Origin of the sequence: Burkholderia multivorans ATCC BAA-247, from assembly GCF_000959525.1 — a bacterium.
Lineage (GTDB): Bacteria > Pseudomonadota > Gammaproteobacteria > Burkholderiales > Burkholderiaceae > Burkholderia > Burkholderia multivorans.
Window position 1 is genome coordinate 1,960,028 of record NZ_CP009832.1, and the last position, 18,405, is coordinate 1,978,432.

An 18,405-nucleotide genomic window follows, 5' to 3' on the forward strand; every position below is an offset into this window, starting at 1 on the left:
CCGCCGCACGCCATAAAAGACAACGCCCGGGCCGACCGACATCGGCACCGGGCGTTGCTGGTTGCGATCGCAACGTTCGGGTCAGGCCGTCGCGAACGCCGCCATCCGCTTGCGCTCCTGCCGCAGCATCACGAAGTTCGCAACGACGACGCCGATCGTCACCGCGACGATGAACAGCGTCGCGAGCGCGTTCATCTCCGGGTTCAGGCCGAGGCGCACGCGCGAGAACACGACGAGCGGCAGCGTCGTCGAGCCGGGGCCCGACAGGAACGCCGACAGCACCAGATCGTCGATCGATAGCGTGAACGACAACAGCCAGCCCGCGATCAGCGCCTGCGAGATCAGCGGCAGCGTGATCGTGAAGAACACCTTCAGCGGCGTCGCGCCGAGATCGAGCGCGGCCTCTTCCAGCGACGGATTCAGCTCGCGCACGCGCGACTGCACGATGATGGCGACGTACGAGATGCACAGCATCACGTGGCCGAGCCAGATCGTGAAGATGCCGCGCTCGGCCGGCCAGCCGATCCACTTCGCGAGTTCGATGAACAGCAGCAGCAGCGAGATCCCCTGAATCACTTCGGGAATCACGAGCGGCGCGTTGATCATCCCGCTGAACAGCGCGAAGCCGCGAAAGCGCCCCATCCGCGCGAGCACGAAGCCGGCCCACGTGCCGATGATCACCGATGCGAACGCGGTCAGCACGCCGATCTTCAGCGACAGCCACGCGGCCGTCAGCAGCTCGTCGTCGTCGACGAGCGCCGCATACCAGCGGAACGAGAAGCCCGACCACACGGTGACGAGCTTCGACTCGTTGAACGAGTAGACGATCAGGCTGATGATCGGGATGTACAGGAACGCGAACCCGGCAAACAGCGCGGCGAACTGCAGATAACGATTCGGTTTCATCGACGACGGCCCTCCTGCTCCTTCGCCTGGAAGTGCTGGAACATCGCCATCGGCACGAGCAGCAGCAGCACCATCGCGCAGGTCACGGCCGACGCCATCGGCCAGTCTGCGTTGTTGAAGAACTCGTTCCACATGACGCGGCCGATCATCAGCGTGTTCGCGCCGCCGAGCAGTTCGGGGATCACGTACTCGCCGACTGCCGGAATGAACACGAGCAGGCAGCCCGCGATGATCCCGTTCTTCGACAGCGGCAGCGTGATCTGCACGAACGCCTTCCACGGCTTCGCGCCAAGGTCGTACGCGGCTTCGAGCAGACGCAGATCCATCTTCACGAGATGCGCATAGAGCGGCATGACGAGGAACGGCAGATACGAATAGACCATGCCGATATAGACCGCGTAGTTGGTCCGGTACAGCTCGATCGGCGTGTGGATCAGCCCGATCCACATCAGGAAGTTGTTCAGCAGGCCGTTGTTCTTCAGGATCCCGATCCACGCATACACGCGGATCAGGAACGACGTCCAGAACGGCAGCATCACGCCCATCATCAGCAGATTGCGCGTGGCCGGATTCGAGCGCGCGATGTAGTACGCCATCGGATAGCCGATCAGCAGACAGAGCAGCGTCGTGATCGCGGCAACGACCACCGAGTTCACGTACGTCGCGAAGTACAGGCTGTCCGACAACAGGAACGCGTAGTGCGACAGGTTCAGCGCGATGTGCACGGCGCCGTCCGCGTACGACGCGAGCTCCGAATACGGCGGAATGCCGAGCTGCAGCTCCGCGAAGCTGATCTTCACGACCAGCACGAACGGCACGAGGAAGAACAGCACGAGCCACGTGAACGGTCCGGCCACTACCGCGGTGCCGCCCGTCAGGTTGAAGCGCCGCACCGGCCACGCGAGCAGGGACTTGAGCGCGTTCATGACGTCAGCACCACCCCTGCCGTCGCGCTCCAGCGCACGTAGATCTCGTCGCCGAGCGCCGGCGTGTCGAGTTCCGAAATCGCGAGGCTCGACACGTTGGCGATGACCGTCTTGCCGCCATCGAGCTTCACGTGATACAGCGAGTAGCCGCCCATGTACGCGACGTTCGTGATCGCGCCGCGCGCCCAGTTGAACGCGCCTTCGGGCGGCTTGCGCGTGAGCGCGATCCGCTCGGGGCGCACCGATACCGTCACCGGCATCCCGAGCGGGCCGGTGATCCCGTGGCTCACGTACAGCCGGCTCGGCAGCGCCGGCGATTCGATATACACGTGGTCGGGCTCGTCCTCGACCGTCACGCCGTCGAACAGGTTCGTCGACCCGATGAATTCGGCCGAGAAGCGGCTGTTCGGATATTCGTAGACTTCGTTCGGCGAGCCGATCTGCACGATCTGGCCTTCGCTCATCACGGCGAGGCGGTTGGCCATCGTCATCGCCTCTTCCTGGTCGTGCGTGACCATGATGCAGGTCACGCCGACCTTGTGCAGGATGTTGACGAGCTCGATCTGCGTGCGCTGGCGGATCTGCTTGTCGAGCGCCGACATCGGCTCGTCGAGCAGCAGCAGCTTCGGGCGCTTCACGAGCGAGCGCGCGAGCGCGACGCGCTGCTGCTGGCCGCCCGACAGCTGGTGCGGCTTGCGCTTCGCGTACTTGCCCATCTGCACGAGATCGAGCGCCGCGGCGACGCGCTCCTTCAGCTCGGCCTTCGGCGTGCCTTCCTGCTTCAGCCCGAATGCGACGTTCGACTCGACCGACATGTGCGGAAACAGCGCATACGACTGGAACATCATGTTCACGGGCCGCCGGTACGGCGGCATCTGCGCGAGGTCCTCGCCGTCGATCAGGATCTTGCCGGACGTGACCGTCTCGAGGCCGGCAAGCATGCGCAGCAGCGTCGACTTGCCGCAGCCCGAGCTGCCGAGCAGCGCGAACAGTTCGCCCTGGCGCACGTTCAGGTTGACGCTGCGCACCGCTTCGGTGTCGCCGAACTTCTTCACGACGTCGATGATCTGGACAAAGTTCTCCGCGCGTGCGTCCGCGCCCGACGGGGAGCCCGGCGGGGAAACGAAAGACGGCGCGCCCGTGGCCGGCGGACTCGACTGGCTCTTCATGATGTGCTGCTTCTCTCCTGCGTTTGAACGAACAAAGCCCCCGGGGACACCAGGGGCTTGATGACTGCTGGCTTCACTGCGACGCGTATCAGCGTCCCGACTTCAGCTCGGTCCACAGACGCGTCTGCAGACGCTGAATCTCGGGCGGCAGCGGCTTGAGCAGGAACAGCGTCTTCACGACGTCGGCCGGCGGGTACACGGCCGGGTCGTTCGCGACGTCGGGCCGCACGTACTTGCGGGCTTCGGCGTTCGCGCTCGGGTAGTACACGGCGTTGGTGATCGCCGCATGCACCTTCGGATCCTCGATGTAGTTGATCCACTGCAGCGCGGCTTCCTTGTTCTTCGCGTCCTTCGGAATCGCCATCACGTCGAACCAGACCGGCGCGCCGCCCTTCGGAATGTAGTACTCGATCTTGTACGGCTTCTTTGCCTCGAGCGCGCGGTGCTTCGCGATCACGACGTCGCCCGACCAGCCGAACGCGAAGCAGATGTCGCCGCCGACCATGTCGTTGATGTAGCCCGACGAGTTGAATTGCGTGATGTACGGACGGATCTTCTTCAGCACTTCCATCGCGGCCTTGTAGTCGGCCGGGTTCGTGCTCATCGGATCCTTGCCGATGTAGTGCAGCGTCGCCGCGAACATCTGGTCGGGTGCGTCGAGCACCGACACGCCGCAGGTCTTCAGCTTCGAGATGTTCTCGGGCTTGAACAGGATGTCCCAGTTGTCGAGCGCGACCTTGCCGAGCACCTGCTGCGCCTTGTTGACGTTGTACGCGAGGCCCGTCGTGCCGTAGGCCCAGGGCACCACGTACTTGTTGCCCGGATCCGCGCCGGCGACGAGCGACATCAGCTGCGGATCGAGATACTTGAGGTTCGGCAGCTTCGACTTGTCGAGCGGCGTGAAGATGCCGGCCGCGATCTGCTTGCCCGCGTAGTTGCTGGTCGGCACGACGATGTCGTAGCCCGAGCTGCCGGTCAGCAGTTTCGCCTGCAGCGTGTCGTCGCTGTCGTAGTTGTCGTAGCGGACCTTGACGCCGGTCTGCTTCTCGAAGTTCGGGATCGTGTCCTTCGCAATGTAGTCCGACCAGTTATAGACATTGAGCTGCGTATCCTTCGCTGCTGCCGCCGATGCGCCCACACAGAGCGCGAGCGCCGCGAACCGGCCCGCCACCTTTGCTTTCATCCCGTTCTCCCTTCGGCCGGACCGCTTGCCCGGCTGCCGTCTGCCTCGTGATGGCGCCGCATTCCGTCGCGCCGCCCCTAGAAAACCCCGAACGCTACCATCATTCGCGCCCCGTCACAAAAAAATCATGCCGGTGTCGCGCAAACGGAACAGATTCCCGCCGCCGGCCGCCTCGGCCGCCCGTGCGGCGGGGCATTCCGGGGGAAATTCTATCGGGTAATCCGCGGCTGTCCATCGGAAAAAGGACGCCGGGCGTGGTGTCGTGCGACCGCGTCGCGGCAGCCGTCCGGCGCGATGCTTTAAAATGGCGCGCTCACGATTTCCTCCGCGCGAACCGTCCCGATGGCCTCCAATCTCCACGACCTGCCCGACAGCCCCTGCATCGGCGTCTGCTCGACCCTCTTCGACGAAGTCTGCAAGGGCTGCGGCCGCACGGCCGCCGAGGTCTCCAACTGGGTGTTCATGAGCGACGACGAAAAGCGCGCCGTGTGGGCGCGCATCGCGCGCGAAGGCACCGCGATGCGGTTCCGCAACGACAAGCTGTGAGCGCGCGCCGCACGAATAAAAAACGCGGCATGCCGACTGCCATGCCGCGAACCCCAACTCCGTTCGTTTCGTGCCGCGTGCGGCGCTAGAACTTCATCCCGACACCCACGCCGACGATCAGCGGATCGATATGCAGCGTGCCGATGCCGCGGTCGCCGAGCGTCGCGTCCGTGCTCATCCAGATCTTCTTCACGTCGACGTTCAGGAACACGCGCTTCGTCATCTGCACGTCCACGCCGAACTGCAGCGCCGGCCCGAAGCTGCTCTTGCCGATCGACACGCCCTCGCCGCCGACGTTGAGCCCGTTGTTGTAGAAGTACGTGTAGTTCAGCCCCGCGCCCACGTACGGCCGCACCTTGCCCGCATGGTTGAAGTGGTACTGCAGCAGCAGCGTCGGCGGCAGCACGTTCACGCCGCCGAGATGGCCGGCGCTCGACGTCACCTGATGCCGCGACGTGCCGAGGATCAGCTCGACGCCCAGGTAGTCGCGGATCATGTACGTGAAATCGAGCTCCGGCACGATCGCGTTGTTCACGCCGACGTTCAGCGCGCCGAGCGTATCGCTGCCGCGCTCGTTCGGCTGGATGCTGATCGCGCGCAGCCGCGCGAGGACGTCGCCCTGATGAATGCCGTCGCCGGGCGACGCCGCCTGCGCGAGCGACGGCAGCGCGACGCTCGCGGCCACCACGGCCGCGGCGATGAGGCGTGTTCGAATCGTGTCAATGGTTTGGTGCATGGTACGGACCCCCGAATAATGATCTCCATTTTCCGTGTAGGGTCTTTCGCGCATCTTGATGTCCGTCAAGCCAGCGTAAACGCGGGACGGTTTGTCGCAGGCTCTGCCGCGCGGCCGGTCAGCAGCAGGTCGAGCAGATCGCGCACGCTGCGGATCGCACGGCCGAACGGCAGCGCTTCGCGGCCGCGGAAGAACAGGCCGTTGGCGACGTCGCCGCGCAGTGCGGCGGCGAGCCGCGTATCGATGCAGAAATGCCCGAACCGTTCGATGCCGTCGCGCAGCCCGCATACGCTCAGGCATTCGAGCGCGGTCGGGCAGCGCTGCTTCAGCGCGCCGAGTTTCGCGCGGATGCGCGCCTCGTTGCGCAGATAGCGGTCGAGCCACGGCGTTCTGACCGCGCGCGCGGGCAGGCCCGTCACGCTGACGAATTCGACGATGTCGTCCGGCGTCGCATCGGCCAGCACGCGCTTGAAGTTCGGATGCGCGTCGCCCTCCTCGGTCACCGCGAACGGCGTGCCGATCTGGACGCCGTCCGCACCGGCGTCGAGCGCCGCGCGCACCGCGTCGTGGCTGTTGATGCCGCCCGCGACGATCAGCGGAATCGCGTCGCGGGCGATGCCCAGCGACGCGATCGCCTGCGCGGCGGCGTCGAGCACGCGTGCGAAGTCGAAGCGCGGATCGTGCATGTCGGCGAGCTGCGTGACGCCGAGGTGGCCGCCCGCATGCGCGGGATGCTCGATCACGATCGCGTCGGGCAGCCGGCCCTTCTTCGTCCACTTCTTGAGGACCAGCGCGATCCCGCGGCCGTCCGACAGGATCGGAATCAGCGCAATGTCGCGGCCCTGCACGAGATCGGGCAACTCGAGCGGCAGACCGGCGCCCATCACGATCGCGTCGGCGCCCTCGTCGCAGGCCACGCGGACGTAGTCCGCATGCGCGCTCACCGCCTTCATCACGTTGACTGCGACCATCCCGCGCCCTTGCGCGTACGTCTTCGCGAGCCGGATCTCGCGCGCGAGCGCTTCGAGGTTCGCCGCTTCGAGCGTCGCACGGTCGGGCTGCGCGCGACAGCGTGCGAGCAGATCCGCATGATGGTGCCGCAGGTCGATGCTCGCGATCGTGCCGAGCGCGCCCTCGTGCGCGACGCTGCCGGCCAGCCGGTGCGCGGAGATGCCGACGCCCATGCCGCCCTGCACGATCGGCAACAAGGGACGGCCGCGGATCGTGAGCGGCGGGAAAGAACTGCGGACGGTCATCTGAAGCCTCGTCGAAACATCGTCGGAAACGCGATGATCGACGATCGGCCGCCGCGCACGTTGACGGCCGTCAACGAACGACGACGGCACGCGTGCGCGCCGTCGTCGCGCCGCTCAGGTGGGCTTGCGCGCGGGCAGCGGCAGCGACTTGTACTCGAGATATTCGTCGAGACCGTACACGCCGTTCTCGCGGCCGCACCCCGACTGCTTGAAGCCGCCGAACGGCGCGGCCGGATTCCACGCGCCGCCGTTGATGTCGACCTGGCCCGTGCGGAGCCGGCGTGCGACGCGCAGCGCGCGCTCGTCGCTGCCGGCCCGCCTCGGGAAAGCGGTCATTCCAGCGACCGCCGCACGCGCCGACGACGCCCGCCACGCGCGCGTGCACGCCGTTCCGGCGATGCAACACCGGCGCAACACCGGCACGACGACGGATGCGCGGCGTGGCCTGCATCGTGCTATGTTTTTAATATCGGCGCCGGCCCGCGCGGCCGCGCCACCCGGAACCGATGCCTTTCGTGAGCGCTGCCATGACCGACGCATCCCACACCCTCGGCTCGCACGACCGCCTCGAGCTGCTTTGCTGGCTCACCTGCGGCAATCTTGGCGCGTTTTACCTGAACGAATCCTGGCCCGACGCCGCCTTTCAAGTGAAGGCCGCGCACCGCTGGCTCGATCGTCATCAGCGGCAAGCCGACTGGCTCGCGATCGCGAAGCTCGCGGCGCTCGCGCAGGACATCGCGAAGCGCCATGCGAGTTTCGTCGACGCCACGTGGGCACGCGACGCCGTCGAGGAAATCGTCGACACCGACGATCTCGACTATCGCGCGAAGCTCGTGCAGTGGGTGTACGACGACTGCTGCAAGGCGCTCGCCGACAAACGGCTGGCGGACTAATCGCCGCCCGCCTCAGACGATCGGCAGCCGGTGCGTCGACTTCAGCTGGCGCAGCGACAGATTGGAGCGGATGCTCAGCACGCCCGGCAGCTTGCGCAGCACCTTCTCGACGAAATGGCTGTAGTCGTCGAGATCGGCCGCGACCACCTGCAACAGGAAATCCGCTTCGCCGGTCGTGTTGTCGCACGCGAGCACGTTCGGGCTCGCGGCGATCAGCCGTTCGAATTCGGCGGTCACTTCCTCGCTGTGCTGCGTGCAGACGATCCGCACGAACGCCATCACGCCGAGTCCGAGCTTGCGGCGGTCGAGCCGCGCGTGATAGCCCTCGATCAGCCCCGCTTCCTCGAGGCGCCTGAGCCGGCGCCAGCACGACGTCTCGCTCAGCGAGAACGCTTCCGCGAGCCGCGCATTCGACACGCGCCCGTCCCGCTGCAGCATGTCGAGCATCCCGCGATCGATCTTGTCCAGTTGTTCCATGAAAGCTCCTTGCAGCGATGGCGCATCGGTCGCAAGGCTAGCCCAAAAGAGCCTGCGCCTCAATCGAAAAACGAAAGATAAATCCGATATTGCGCGGTTATATTGAAAGACTCATTCGCAATTGGAGGAAATCGTGAAAGCAGTCGTTTACGAAGCATTCGGCGCCGCGCCGCGCGTGATGCAGGTCGCGGACCCGACGCCCGCGCCGGACGGCGTCGTGATCGAGGTGAAGGCGACCGGCGTCTGCCGCAGCGACTGGCACGGCTGGATGGGGCACGATCCGGACATCGTGCTGCCGCACGTGCCGGGACACGAACTGGCAGGCGTGGTCGTCGCGACCGGTGCGGACGTCACGCGCTGGAAGGCCGGCGACCGCGTGACCGTGCCGTTCGTCGCTGGCTGCGGCCGCTGCCCGGAGTGCCACTCCGGCAACCAGCAAGTGTGCGAGCGGCAGTTTCAGCCGGGCTTCACGCACTGGGGTTCGTTCGCCGAATTCGTCGGCATCCATCATGCGGACCTGAACCTCGTGCGGCTGCCCGACTCGCTCGATTTTCCGACCGCGGCGAGCCTCGGCTGCCGGTTCGTCACGTCGTTTCGCGCGGTCGTCGATCAGGGGCGCACGTCGGCAGGCGAATGGGTCGCGGTGCACGGCTGCGGCGGCGTCGGGTTGTCGGCGATCATGATCGCGAACGCGATCGGTGCGAATGTCGTCGCGGTCGACATTTCGGCGGCCGCGCTTGCGCTCGCGCGCGCGGTAGGCGCCGCGGCGACCGTCGATGCATCGCAGGTCGCCGATGTCGTCGATGCGGTGAAGGACATCACCGGCGGCGGCGCGCACGTGTCGCTCGACGCGTTGGGTCACCCGAGCACCTGCTTCAACTCGATTGCGAACCTGCGTCGCCGCGGCCGGCACGTGCAGGTCGGGCTGATGCTCGGCGAGCATGCGACGCCGGCGGTGCCGATGAGCAAGGTGATCGCCCACGAGCTCGAAATTCTCGGCAGCCACGGAATGCAGGCGCATCGCTACGATGCCATGCTCGAAATGGTGCGCGCCGGCAAGCTGGCGCCGAGCCGGTTGATCGGCAAGGAAATCAGCCTCGGCGAATCGGTCGACGCGCTGATGAACATGAGCCGGTTCGAAGGCGCCGGTGTGACGGTCGTGACGGATTTTTCGCGCTGAAAGCGGATGCCGGGCGCGCCATCGCGTCGTCCGGCATCGCGTTGCGCGCACCGTTCGCGCGCGACGGCCCGACGCACGCGAACGGTGCGCGCTGCGGCTTACAGCAGCGATTTCGCCTGCGACAACACCTTGTCGCAGATCTGCTTCGTGACCTGCTGCTTCAGGCCGCCGCCGCTCAGATCGAGCTTGTTGCCGTTGCCGGCGTCCAGAATTCCGCTGGCGCCGCTCGTGTAGCCGCTGTCGGACGATGCATTGCCGCCAAGCTTGCCGAGCAGCGCGTCCTTCACCGACGACGCGCTGCCGGCCGCGCCGCCGAGATAATTGTTCTGGATGCAGAACTGCAGCACGCCCGCGACATTGCCGGTGCTGCCCGGCATGAGCGACGAGCCGCCACCGCCCAGTGCACCGCCGAGGCCGCCGAGATTGCCCAGCGCGCCGCCGGCGCTGCCGCCCGAATCGCCACCGCCGCCGACCTGTTTCAGTACGTCGCCGAGCTGCGCGTGGGCCACGGAAAACGGTGCGAGCAATCCGATCAGCGCGCCGGCGACGGTCGCGCGGTATAGACGTGCATTCATGTAAAACCTCCCGGGTTCTGACTGCGTGAGTGCGGTAAAGCGCATTCAAGGATAGGCAATCGATCCGGGCATGACAGCCCCTGTACGCGATTTGAAATGTCAGACATCGTGATTCCGCGGGGATTTGACAATGCTTGACGTGAGAGAGGCGCGGCGGCGATCGCGAGCGCCGCGCCGATCGAGGCGAACGACACGGCCGGACGGCAATTCGCAGAGCAGCATGCCGGCCAACGGCGATCGGGAGGTGAAGAGTGAATGGCGACGTCTGACCGGGTACTTGCGATCATCCGCGCCGTCTTATCGTGGGTACAACAAAAAAGCCCGCCGAGTACAACTTGGCGGGCTTCCTGAGCGCAATTGCGTAAATCAGATTCGGCACAAATCAGCGAATCAATCCTGCCCCTGGCTCGCGAGGAAATCCTCGTAATTCCCACCGAAGTCGACGAGCGTACCGTCCGTCTTCACTTCGATGATCCGGTTCGCCAGCCCGCTCACGAACTCGCGGTCGTGCGACACGAAAATCAGCGTCCCTTCGAACTTCTCGAGCGCGATCTGCAGCGACTCGATCGATTCCATGTCCATGTGGTTCGTCGGCTCGTCCATCAGCAGCACGTTGTGGCGGCCGAGCATCAGCTTGCCCCAGATCATGCGGCCCTTCTCGCCGCCCGACAGCACCTTCACCGACTTCTTGATGTCGTCGGCCGAGAACAGCAGGCGGCCGAGCGTGCCGCGCACCATCGTCTCGTCGTCGCCGTCCTTGCGGTACTGGTCGATCCAGTCCATCAGCGTGATGTCGTCCGGGAACTCCTCGTACGTGTCCTGCGGCATGTAGCCGACGTTCGCGTTCTCGGCCCACTTCACCGAGCCGTGATCGAGCGTCAGGTTGCCGTACAGCGCGCGCAGCAGCGTCGTCTTGCCCGCGCCGTTCTCGCCGATGATCGCGATCCGCTCGCCCGGCTGCACCGACAGGTTGAAGTTCTCGAAGATCGTGCGGTCGTACTTCTTCGTGATGCCTTCGGCGACCACCGCGATGTTGTGCAGCTTCTTCTCGAACTCGAAACGGATGAACGGGTTCTGTCGCGAGGACGGCTTGAATTCCTCGATCTTGATCTTGTCGATCTGCTTCGCACGGCTCGTCGCCTGACGCGCCTTCGACTTGTTCGCCGAGAAGCGGCGCACGAAGTCCTGCAGTTCGGCCACGCGCTCCTTCGCACGCGCGTTCGCCGCCGCCTGGCGCTCGCGCGCCTGCGCGGACGCGAGCATGTAGTCGTCGTAGTTGCCCGGCCAGACCTTCAGCGTGCCGTAGTCCATGTCGGCCATGTGCGTGCACACCGAGTTCAGGAAGTGACGATCGTGCGAAATGATGATCATCGTCGAGTTGTACTCGTTCAGCGTGTGCTCGAGCCAACGGATCGAGTTGATGTCGAGGTTGTTGGTCGGTTCGTCGAGCAGCAGCACGTCCGGCTTCGAGAACAGCGCCTGCGCGAGCAGCACGCGCAGCTTCCAGCCCGGCGCGACGTCGCGCATCGGACCGTTGTGGAACTTCTCCTCGATGCCGATGCCGAGCAGCAGCGCGCCCGCGCGCGCCTCGGCGTCGTAGCCGCCATATTCGGCGAACTTGCCTTCGAGTTCGGCCGCGTGCATGTAGTCGTCGTCGGTCGCGTCCGGGTTCGCGTAGATCGCATCGCGCTCGGTCATCGCGGCCCACATCTCGGTGTGGCCCATCATCACGACGTCGAGCACGCGCACGTCTTCGTACGCGAACTGATCCTGGCGCAGCTTGCCGAGACGCACGTTCGGCTCGAGCGCGACGTTGCCGCCGCTCGGCTCGAGATCGCCGCCCAGAATCTTCATGAACGTCGACTTGCCGCAGCCGTTCGCGCCGATCAGACCATAGCGGTTGCCCTCGCCGAATTTGACCGAGATATTCTCGAACAAGGGCTTCGGCCCGAATTGCATCGTGATGTTGGCAGTAGAAAGCACGGCAGGTCCCGTTAAGAGAGAAATCGACGGAAAACCGTGTATTTTAGCAGGTGTCGAAGAAACTGCAGACGGCACCGTTCCGTCCCCGCCAAGAGCACCGCGCGCGGCGGGCGATGCCGCCCGCCGGCCGCCTCATTTGGACGCCTTCGCTGCCCCCTTCACCGGCGCCTTCATCTGCGCGAACAATTGCGAGCACGGCACGTCCTTGTTGTTGCTCGGCGCGATCAGCGGAATCAGCGCCGCGAACGGATTGAGGAGCCCGAGGCCGACCATTGCGCCCGCGCGCAGCGCGAGCGCGCCCGCGTCGACGCCGACGTTCGGATTCTTGAACGTCCCCTTCGCATACAGCGGCGAGCGCAGCGAGAAGATCCGGAAGCCCTTCGTGTGCGGATGGATCTTCAGGTCGAGCGATTCGTCGCGCAGGTTGATCCTGCCGTCGACGTTGATCAGCGCGTCGTCGGTATCGAGCGCGAACACCTTCGGATCGAGCATCCCGTCGGTCGCGACGAAATCGATCGCCGCGCAGTTGATCTTCACGTCGCGATTGCCGAACAGCTTTTCGTAGACGACGTTCGCGACGTTCAGCCCGGCCGCCTCCATCAGCAGCCGGCTGATGCGGCCGTCCGTCACGAGCGCCTTCACCTCGCCGGTCGAGGTGGCCGCGAGCGCGGCCGGCGAATTGCCGCGCGCCGACAGCGACGCGTCGCCGTTGATTTCGCCGAGCGCCGACTGCATCACCTGCTGCGTCGGAAACAGCTGCCTGAGCTTCAGATGCCGTGCCGCGACCGTGAAGCGCCCCTTCAGCGGCGTACTGCTGCCGTCGAGGTGCGCGGTGGTCGCCAGCGTGCCGCCCGCGACGCCGAACTGCAGCGGCTGCAGCGACAGCACGCCGTCGGTCAGCACGATATGCGTATAGAGATTCGTGATCGGCAGCTTCGCGCTCTTGATCAGCTTGCGGCCGGTGAACTTCACGTCGGCGTCGAGCGCGCGCCAGCGATCGGTGCGGAACGTCTCGACCGGCAGCACGCGTCCCGGCGGCTGGCGCGTCGTATCGCCGCGCTGCGCCTTGCTCGCGGCCGTATCGGCGCCGATCACCGGCGCGAGATCGGAGAACTGCAGCAGGTTCGACACGAGCTCGCCGGACAGCTTCGGACGCGGGTCGCGCTGCGCGTACGTGAGCGTCCCGCCGAGATCGCTGCCGCCGACGCGGCCGTTGAAGTGTTCGTAGCGGAACGTGCTCGCGTTGCGCTTGAAGTTGCCGATCAGCCGCCCTTCGGTCGCATACGGCGGCGTGTCGGGCAGCGTGATGCCGGTGAGCGGATACAGATGCGACATCGACGTGCCCTGCAGCCACAGCCGCAGGTCGAGCGCCGCGAGATGCATCGGATCGGTCAGCGTGCCGACGATCGCGAGCCGCGTGTCGCCGGCCTTCACGTCGGCCTGCAGCGGAAACGGCCGCGTCGCGTCCTGTACCGCGAGCACGCCGCCGATCTTGCCGGTGCCGCTGATCGGCACGTTCCTGTAGCGGCCGTCGACCTTCAGCCCGAACGCGTAAGTCGGGCCGGTCGGTCGCGCAGGCGCGGCCGCACCGCTTGCGCCGGACGCGGGCGCCGTGGCGGACGTACCCGATGCCGAAGCCGCCGAGGCCGCCGACGTTGAAGACGCAACCGTCGCCGACGCACCGCTCGCGGCTTCCGGCGCGGACGCCGCAGACGCCTCGGACGCGACCTGCGCATCGGCTCGTGCGCCGAGCTGCGCGGCGCCGCGCTTGCCGACGCGCTGCGCGGACGCCGCGCGCGACGTGCGCTCCTGCTCCTTGAGCACGTCGCCGAGCGGAATCGGCTGGCCGAGCGTATCGATCGCGATCGTCAGATCGGCCTTCGTGATCGCGTCGCGATACGTGACGGTGCCCTTCGCGAATCCGAAGTTGTCGAGCCGCACGTCCCAGCGCGACGGCTGCGACGATTGCTTGAACTGAAAAGTCCAGGTGTTGCGGCCATCCGCGAGCCGTTCGAGATCGATCGCGGGATTGACGACGTCGATCGACGGAATGACGATCCGGTGGGCGAGCAGCGGCAGGAGCGCAAGATCGAAATGCGCGGCGTCGAGCGTCGCGAATCGCGGCGACTTGGCCCAGTCCGGGTTGCCGATTTCGATCTGCGTCGCAGAGAAGCTCGGCCACGGCACCCACGCGCGCCAGCCGGTTTCGCCGTCGGGCCGACGCCAGTCGACCTTGATGTCGCCGTTGATCGCGAACGGGCGGCCGAGCGCGTCGCTGACGTGCTCGTTGATCCACGGCTTCGCGCGGTTCCAGTCGAAGGTGACGATGAAGACGACGGTGGCCGCGATCGAGATCGCGACGATGCCGACGATCCATGCAGCCGTCTTTCCGATGACTCGGGTAAGCGTCATGGCTGTTCCGTTGTTGTTCTGCGCAGGCGTCGCGCCGTGCCGCACCGCGAACGGCGCGCGCACCCGCGCGGAATTTGCAATAGGTATTATGGCGCACGCCGTCGCACGACCTCGGCGCCATTAACGCTTTTTTTCATTTACGACATGACCGCCCCCACCTGCCTCATCGACGCGCACCAGATCACACGTCGCGACGCAGCCTCCGGCAAGACGCTGCTCGAGCCGACCGACTTCAGTCTCGCCGCCGGCGCCAGAATGGCCCTCACCGGCCCGTCGGGCTCGGGCAAGAGCGTGCTGCTGCGCGCGCTCGCGCTGCTCGACCCGCTCGATGGCGGCCAGATCCTGTGGCGCGGCGCGCGCATCCGGCGCAGCGCGATTCCGCGCTATCGGCGCAGCGTCGCGTACGTGCGCCAGCGGCCCGCGCCGATGGACGGCACCGTCGAATCGCAACTGCGCTATCCGTATTCGCTCGCGATCTACCACGACGTCGCGTTCGATCGCGCACGCGTGCAAGCGCTGGCCGCGCGTGCCGGCCGCGGCGCCGACTTCCTCGCGAAGCGCGCGAGCGAGCTGTCGGGCGGCGAAGCGCAGATCGCGGCATTGCTGCGCGTGCTGCAGCTCGACCCCGACGTGCTGCTGCTCGACGAACCGACCTCCGCGCTCGACCCGGACTCGACGCGCGCGATCGAGGCGCTGGTCGGCGCATGGTTCGACGCCGCGCCCGATGCGCGCGCCTACATGTGGATTTCGCACGATCCGGCGCAGGCAGCGCGGATCGCGACCGCGCAACTGCGCATGCAGGCCGGCGTGCTGCGCGCCGCCGACGCACCGGAGGCCGCGCAATGAGCCCCGCCCTGCAGGATCTGAGCCTCGTCGACGTCGGCATCTCGGCGGCGCTCGTCGCCGTGAACGGCGCGATTTCGGCGGCGCTGTCGCTCGGCCTCGGCCGCAAGCTGGCGCTCGCCGCCGTGCGCACCGTCGTGCAACTGCTCGCGATCGGCTACGTGCTCGGCTGGGTATTCGGCCATCCGCACTGGTACGTCGTGCTGCCGCTCACCGCGCTGATGACCGCCGTGGCCGGATTCGCAGGCGCCGGGCGCAGCAAGCGCACGTACCGCGGGCAGCGCATCGACAGCATCGCGTCGATCTGGTTCAGCAGCTGGCTCGTCGCGGCGATCGGGCTGTTCGTCGTGATTCGCGTGCATCCGTGGTACGCGCCGCAATATACGGTCCCGATACTCGGGATGATCCTCGGCAACACGCTGACGGGCGTCGCACTCGGCGTCGAGCGGATGATGGAGGAGCTGACGGCGCGCCGCGATCGCGTCGAAACGGCGCTCGCGCTCGGCGCGACGCGCTGGGAAGCCGCGCAGGACGCCGCGCGTCAGGCCGTGCGCGCGGGGATGCTGCCGACGCTGAACCAGATGGCCGTGGTCGGCGTCGTGAGCCTGCCGGGCATGATGACGGGCCAGGTGCTCGCCGGCCAGTCGCCGCTGCAGGCGGTGCGCTATCAGATCGTGATCATGTTCCTGATCGCGGCGGCGTCCGCGCTCGGTACCGTCGGCGCCGTGCTGCTCACGTATCGCCGGCTGTTCTCGGCCGATCACCGCTTTCTCGCGTCGCGGCTCGAAGAGCGCACGTCGTAAGCACGTCGGCTGCGCTCAGTGCGTGCCGCGACGTGCGCCGAGCGCGCGACGCAGCGCCGCCGCGACATCGGCATCGGGCGCGAGCCCGTCGACCGACGCGACGAGCGTCACGGCGCGCGACGTCGTCAGATAGGCCTGGGCGCCGACGTAGCCGCCGCTGCCGGCCGAACGCGTCGTCACGATCAGCGCATGCGGCGCACGCGCGCCGAGATCGGCGACGAACGCATCGCTGACGGTGCCGTCGCGCGCATGCAGCGCGCCGGTCACGTAGTCGTCGGTATCAAAGCCGGGCGCCGTGTTCGCGGTCGAATAGACGCGCACCGCATAGCTGCCGGTCGAGCACGGCTCGAGCGCGCCGCTCGACACGACGATCGTCTGCTGCCGCGCCGGCAGCGCGACTTTCTTCACGAAGCTGCAGTCGTCGGCGGCCTGCGCATGATGGGCCGCGAAGAACGCTACGGCCGACAGCAGCACGCGCATTCGATGTTTCATCGGAGGGTCGTTGGCAGAGAGGGACGATGCCGGCGAGCATAGCGCGACATCGGCATCGCGTCACGCGGCGCGCGAACCATGGAGCGCCGCAGCGGATCGATGCAGCGCGAAACGGCGTGAAGCGAAGCCGCAGCGAGCGGGCGTGGCGCTCATATCGATGGCCTTCGGCTGCGGATACGGCCTGGCGCCACGCGTACTCAGGCACGCCGCCCACTCGTTGCTCGCGCACCGGATGCCGGCCGCGCGCCGGCTCAGCGCTTGATCGACACGGTCACTTTCGTGCCGTCGTTCATCGTGATGGATTTCGAGCCGCCGTTCGTCGAAAGCGACACCCACTTCACCTGGCTCACCGCGACGACGTCCGGGCATTGCAGCGACTTGCCGCCGGCCGTCACGCTGCGCGTGCCCTTCGGCGCGGCCGCCTGAAAGCTCATCTGTACGTTGGCGATGCCCTTCGCGTCGACCGACGGCGCGAGCCGCACCTGCGTCTGCCGCACCATCGCGCCGTTCGCGTCGCGCGGCAGGTTCTGCGCGTTCGGACAGCCGTCCGGCATCGCGACCGCGCCGCTCGGCGGCACCGACTTCCAGTTGAAGTCGTCGGTCTCGCCCGAGCGGATCTTGCGCGTCTCCTGCATGCTGCCGAAGGTCTTCGAGTCGACCTTCACCGTGTATTCGAGCTGCCCCGTGCCGCCGCCCTTCAGGCTGCCCTTGACGGGCGGGGCCGCGACTGCGTTCGCGCTCACGCACACCGCCGCGATGGCGACAGACCACGCTGCGGCGACCGACAAGCTGCGTTGGCTCATGCTGACCTCCTTGTCTTGCGACGGCACGCGCGTGCCGTGCGGTTTTCGATGCATGCATGATGCGCTGCCAGTCTACCGCCAAGCGCGGCGCGATGCGTTGCGAACGCATCGGGTGTTACCCCGCTTGCGCTCGCGGCATCGCGCCGCTTAGGGACGCTGTGTACTCAGAAGCCGCTCAGCACGAGCTTGCCGATCGCGCGGCCGCCTTCGAGCAGTTGATGCGCGCGCCGCACGTTGGCCGCATTGATCGTGCCGAGATGCTCGCCGACCGTCGTGCGCAGCGTGCCGTCGTCGATGAGCCGTGCGACTTCGCTGAGAATGCGGTGCTGCTCGATCATGTCGGGCGTCTCGAACATCGCGCGCGTGAACATGAATTCCCAGTGAAACGCCGCGCTCTTCGCCTTGAGCAGCTCGACCGGCACCGGCTTCGCGTTCTCGACGATCGTGCAGATGCCGCCTTGCGGCCGAATGACTTCGGCAGCCGCGGGGAAATGGTGGTCCGTGTCGTTGAAGATCAACACGTAGTCGACGTTCGCGTGCCCCGCGTCGCGCAGCTGTGCCGGCAGATCGCCGAAATGATCGACGACTTCGTCGGCGCCGAGCGAGCGCACCCATTCGGACGACGCAGGCCGCGACGCGGTCGCGATCACGTGCAGCTTGCCGAGCGTCTTCGCGAGCTGGATCGCGATCGAACCGACACCGCCCGCGCCGCCGATGATCAGCACCGTCTTGCCGGCGTCCGCGCCCTGCGGCGACACGTTGAGTCGGTCGAACAGCGCTTCCCAGGCGGTCAGCGCCGTCAGCGGCAGCGCGGCCGACGCCGCGAAGTCGAGCGTGCGCGGCTTCAGTGCGACGATTCGCTCGTCGACTGCGTGGAACTCGCTGTTCGCGCCGGGCCGCGTGATGCTGCCTGCATAGAACACCTCGTCGCCCGGCTTGAACAGCGTCACGTCGGCGCCGACCGCGACGACCGTCCCGGCCGCGTCCCAGCCGAGCACGCGCGGCGTGTCCTCGACCTGCGGCTTCGGTGCACGCACCTTCGTATCGACCGGGTTCACGGAAATCGCTTCGACCTTCACGAGTACGTCGCGCGCACCGGGCACGGGCTGCGGCAGTTCCACGTCGAGCAACGCCTGCGGGTCGTCGATCGGCAAATAACGGGTCAGTCCAACGGCTTTCATGTCGACACTCCTTGTCAGCAGCGGGCCGCGACGCGGCCCCA

At 66.7% G+C, this 18,405-nt stretch carries 18 protein-coding genes and 1 pseudogene; 5 read left to right on the top strand and 14 right to left on the bottom strand.

All coding sequences use genetic code 11. The features are described from left to right. Positions 1-81: 81 nt before the first annotated feature. The 4 genes from NP80_RS21470 to NP80_RS21485 form a co-directional block, all read right to left on the bottom strand. On the bottom strand, positions 82-906 hold the full coding sequence (locus tag NP80_RS21470) for an ABC transporter permease subunit (RefSeq protein WP_006404747.1): 825 nt from the start codon (positions 904-906) through the stop codon (positions 82-84). Next, positions 903-1,832, bottom strand: a complete 930-nt coding sequence (locus NP80_RS21475) for an ABC transporter permease subunit (RefSeq protein WP_006409515.1) — start codon at positions 1,830-1,832, stop codon at positions 903-905. The genes NP80_RS21470 and NP80_RS21475 overlap by 4 nt, the downstream gene beginning before the upstream one ends. After that, positions 1,829-3,001, bottom strand: a complete 1,173-nt coding sequence (locus NP80_RS21480; RefSeq protein ID WP_006409517.1) for an ABC transporter ATP-binding protein — start codon at positions 2,999-3,001, stop codon at positions 1,829-1,831. Before NP80_RS21480 ends, NP80_RS21475 begins: the two co-directional genes overlap by 4 nt. Before the next feature lie 88 nt (positions 3,002-3,089). After that, a complete protein-coding gene (locus NP80_RS21485; protein WP_006399990.1) occupies positions 3,090-4,184 on the bottom strand; it encodes a polyamine ABC transporter substrate-binding protein in 1,095 nt (364 codons plus the stop codon). A 342-nt stretch (positions 4,185-4,526) separates the two neighbouring features. Here NP80_RS21485 and NP80_RS21490 point away from each other — a divergent pair, with 342 nt between their 5' ends. Then, entirely contained in the window at positions 4,527-4,730 is a 204-nt protein-coding gene (locus tag NP80_RS21490) for a DUF1289 domain-containing protein (protein WP_006409516.1), read from the top strand. An 85-nt stretch (positions 4,731-4,815) separates the two neighbouring features. On the opposite strand, the gene NP80_RS21495 is transcribed toward NP80_RS21490, so the two are convergent. The 3 genes and pseudogenes from NP80_RS21495 to NP80_RS21505 form a co-directional block, all read right to left on the bottom strand. Beyond that, complete coding sequence (locus NP80_RS21495) at positions 4,816-5,466, bottom strand: OmpW/AlkL family protein (RefSeq protein WP_006404744.1); 651 nt, start codon at positions 5,464-5,466, stop codon at positions 4,816-4,818. Positions 5,467-5,531: 65 nt separating this feature from the next. After that, a complete protein-coding gene (locus NP80_RS21500; RefSeq protein ID WP_035946285.1) occupies positions 5,532-6,722 on the bottom strand; it encodes an NAD(P)H-dependent flavin oxidoreductase in 1,191 nt (396 codons plus the stop codon). Between the two features lie 114 nt (positions 6,723-6,836). Continuing rightward, positions 6,837-7,037: pseudogene (locus NP80_RS21505) on the bottom strand (aldehyde dehydrogenase family protein); the annotation flags it as partial. A 212-nt stretch (positions 7,038-7,249) separates the two neighbouring features. Between NP80_RS21505 and NP80_RS21510 the strand changes: the two are divergent. Beyond that, positions 7,250-7,615 (top strand): hypothetical protein, encoded by a 366-nt coding sequence (locus NP80_RS21510; protein WP_006399981.1) that lies wholly within the window; start codon positions 7,250-7,252, stop codon positions 7,613-7,615. A gap of 12 nt (positions 7,616-7,627) precedes the next feature. Here NP80_RS21510 and NP80_RS21515 read toward each other — a convergent pair whose 3' ends face one another. After that, positions 7,628-8,092 carry an Lrp/AsnC family transcriptional regulator gene (locus tag NP80_RS21515; protein WP_006409520.1) on the bottom strand — a complete coding sequence of 155 codons (465 nt, stop codon included), beginning with the start codon at positions 8,090-8,092 and terminating at the stop codon, positions 7,628-7,630. 133 nt (positions 8,093-8,225) lie between these two features. Here NP80_RS21515 and NP80_RS21520 point away from each other — a divergent pair, with 133 nt between their 5' ends. Further along, positions 8,226-9,272, top strand: coding sequence for a zinc-dependent alcohol dehydrogenase family protein (locus NP80_RS21520; RefSeq protein WP_035946287.1), 1,047 nt, complete (start codon positions 8,226-8,228; stop codon positions 9,270-9,272). Positions 9,273-9,370: 98 nt separating this feature from the next. Here NP80_RS21520 and NP80_RS21525 read toward each other — a convergent pair whose 3' ends face one another. The 3 genes from NP80_RS21525 to NP80_RS21535 form a co-directional block, all read right to left on the bottom strand. Beyond that, a complete protein-coding gene (locus tag NP80_RS21525; RefSeq protein WP_006409510.1) occupies positions 9,371-9,847 on the bottom strand; it encodes a YjjA family protein in 477 nt (158 codons plus the stop codon). Between the two features lie 390 nt (positions 9,848-10,237). Continuing rightward, positions 10,238-11,830 carry an ABC-F family ATPase gene (locus tag NP80_RS21530; protein WP_006404738.1) on the bottom strand — a complete coding sequence of 531 codons (1,593 nt, stop codon included), beginning with the start codon at positions 11,828-11,830 and terminating at the stop codon, positions 10,238-10,240. 132 nt (positions 11,831-11,962) lie between these two features. Continuing rightward, the gene (locus tag NP80_RS21535) at positions 11,963-14,242 is read right to left on the bottom strand and encodes an AsmA family protein (protein WP_035945782.1); all 2,280 of its coding nucleotides are present in this window, start codon (positions 14,240-14,242) and stop codon (positions 11,963-11,965) included. Positions 14,243-14,386: 144 nt separating this feature from the next. Between NP80_RS21535 and NP80_RS21540 the strand changes: the two genes are divergently transcribed. Beyond that, positions 14,387-15,088 carry an ABC transporter ATP-binding protein gene (locus NP80_RS21540; RefSeq protein ID WP_006408856.1) on the top strand — a complete coding sequence of 234 codons (702 nt, stop codon included), beginning with the start codon at positions 14,387-14,389 and terminating at the stop codon, positions 15,086-15,088. Further along, on the top strand, positions 15,085-15,888 hold the full coding sequence (locus NP80_RS21545) for an ABC transporter permease (protein WP_006408849.1): 804 nt from the start codon (positions 15,085-15,087) through the stop codon (positions 15,886-15,888). The genes NP80_RS21540 and NP80_RS21545 overlap by 4 nt, the downstream gene beginning before the upstream one ends. 15 nt (positions 15,889-15,903) lie before the next feature. Here NP80_RS21545 and NP80_RS21550 read toward each other — a convergent pair whose 3' ends face one another. The 3 genes from NP80_RS21550 to NP80_RS21560 all read right to left on the bottom strand — a co-directional run bounded on the left by NP80_RS21550 (position 15,904) and on the right by NP80_RS21560 (position 18,364). Continuing rightward, entirely contained in the window at positions 15,904-16,380 is a 477-nt protein-coding gene (locus NP80_RS21550) for a PliI family lysozyme inhibitor of I-type lysozyme (RefSeq protein WP_035945775.1), read from the bottom strand. A 251-nt stretch (positions 16,381-16,631) separates the two neighbouring features. Then, positions 16,632-17,183: a DUF6013 family protein gene (locus tag NP80_RS21555; protein WP_035488340.1), complete on the bottom strand. Its 552-nt coding sequence runs from the start codon at positions 17,181-17,183 to the stop codon at positions 16,632-16,634. A 164-nt stretch (positions 17,184-17,347) separates the two neighbouring features. Next, positions 17,348-18,364: a zinc-binding alcohol dehydrogenase family protein gene (locus NP80_RS21560; protein WP_012213275.1), complete on the bottom strand. Its 1,017-nt coding sequence runs from the start codon at positions 18,362-18,364 to the stop codon at positions 17,348-17,350. Positions 18,365-18,405: the final 41 nt, after the last annotated feature.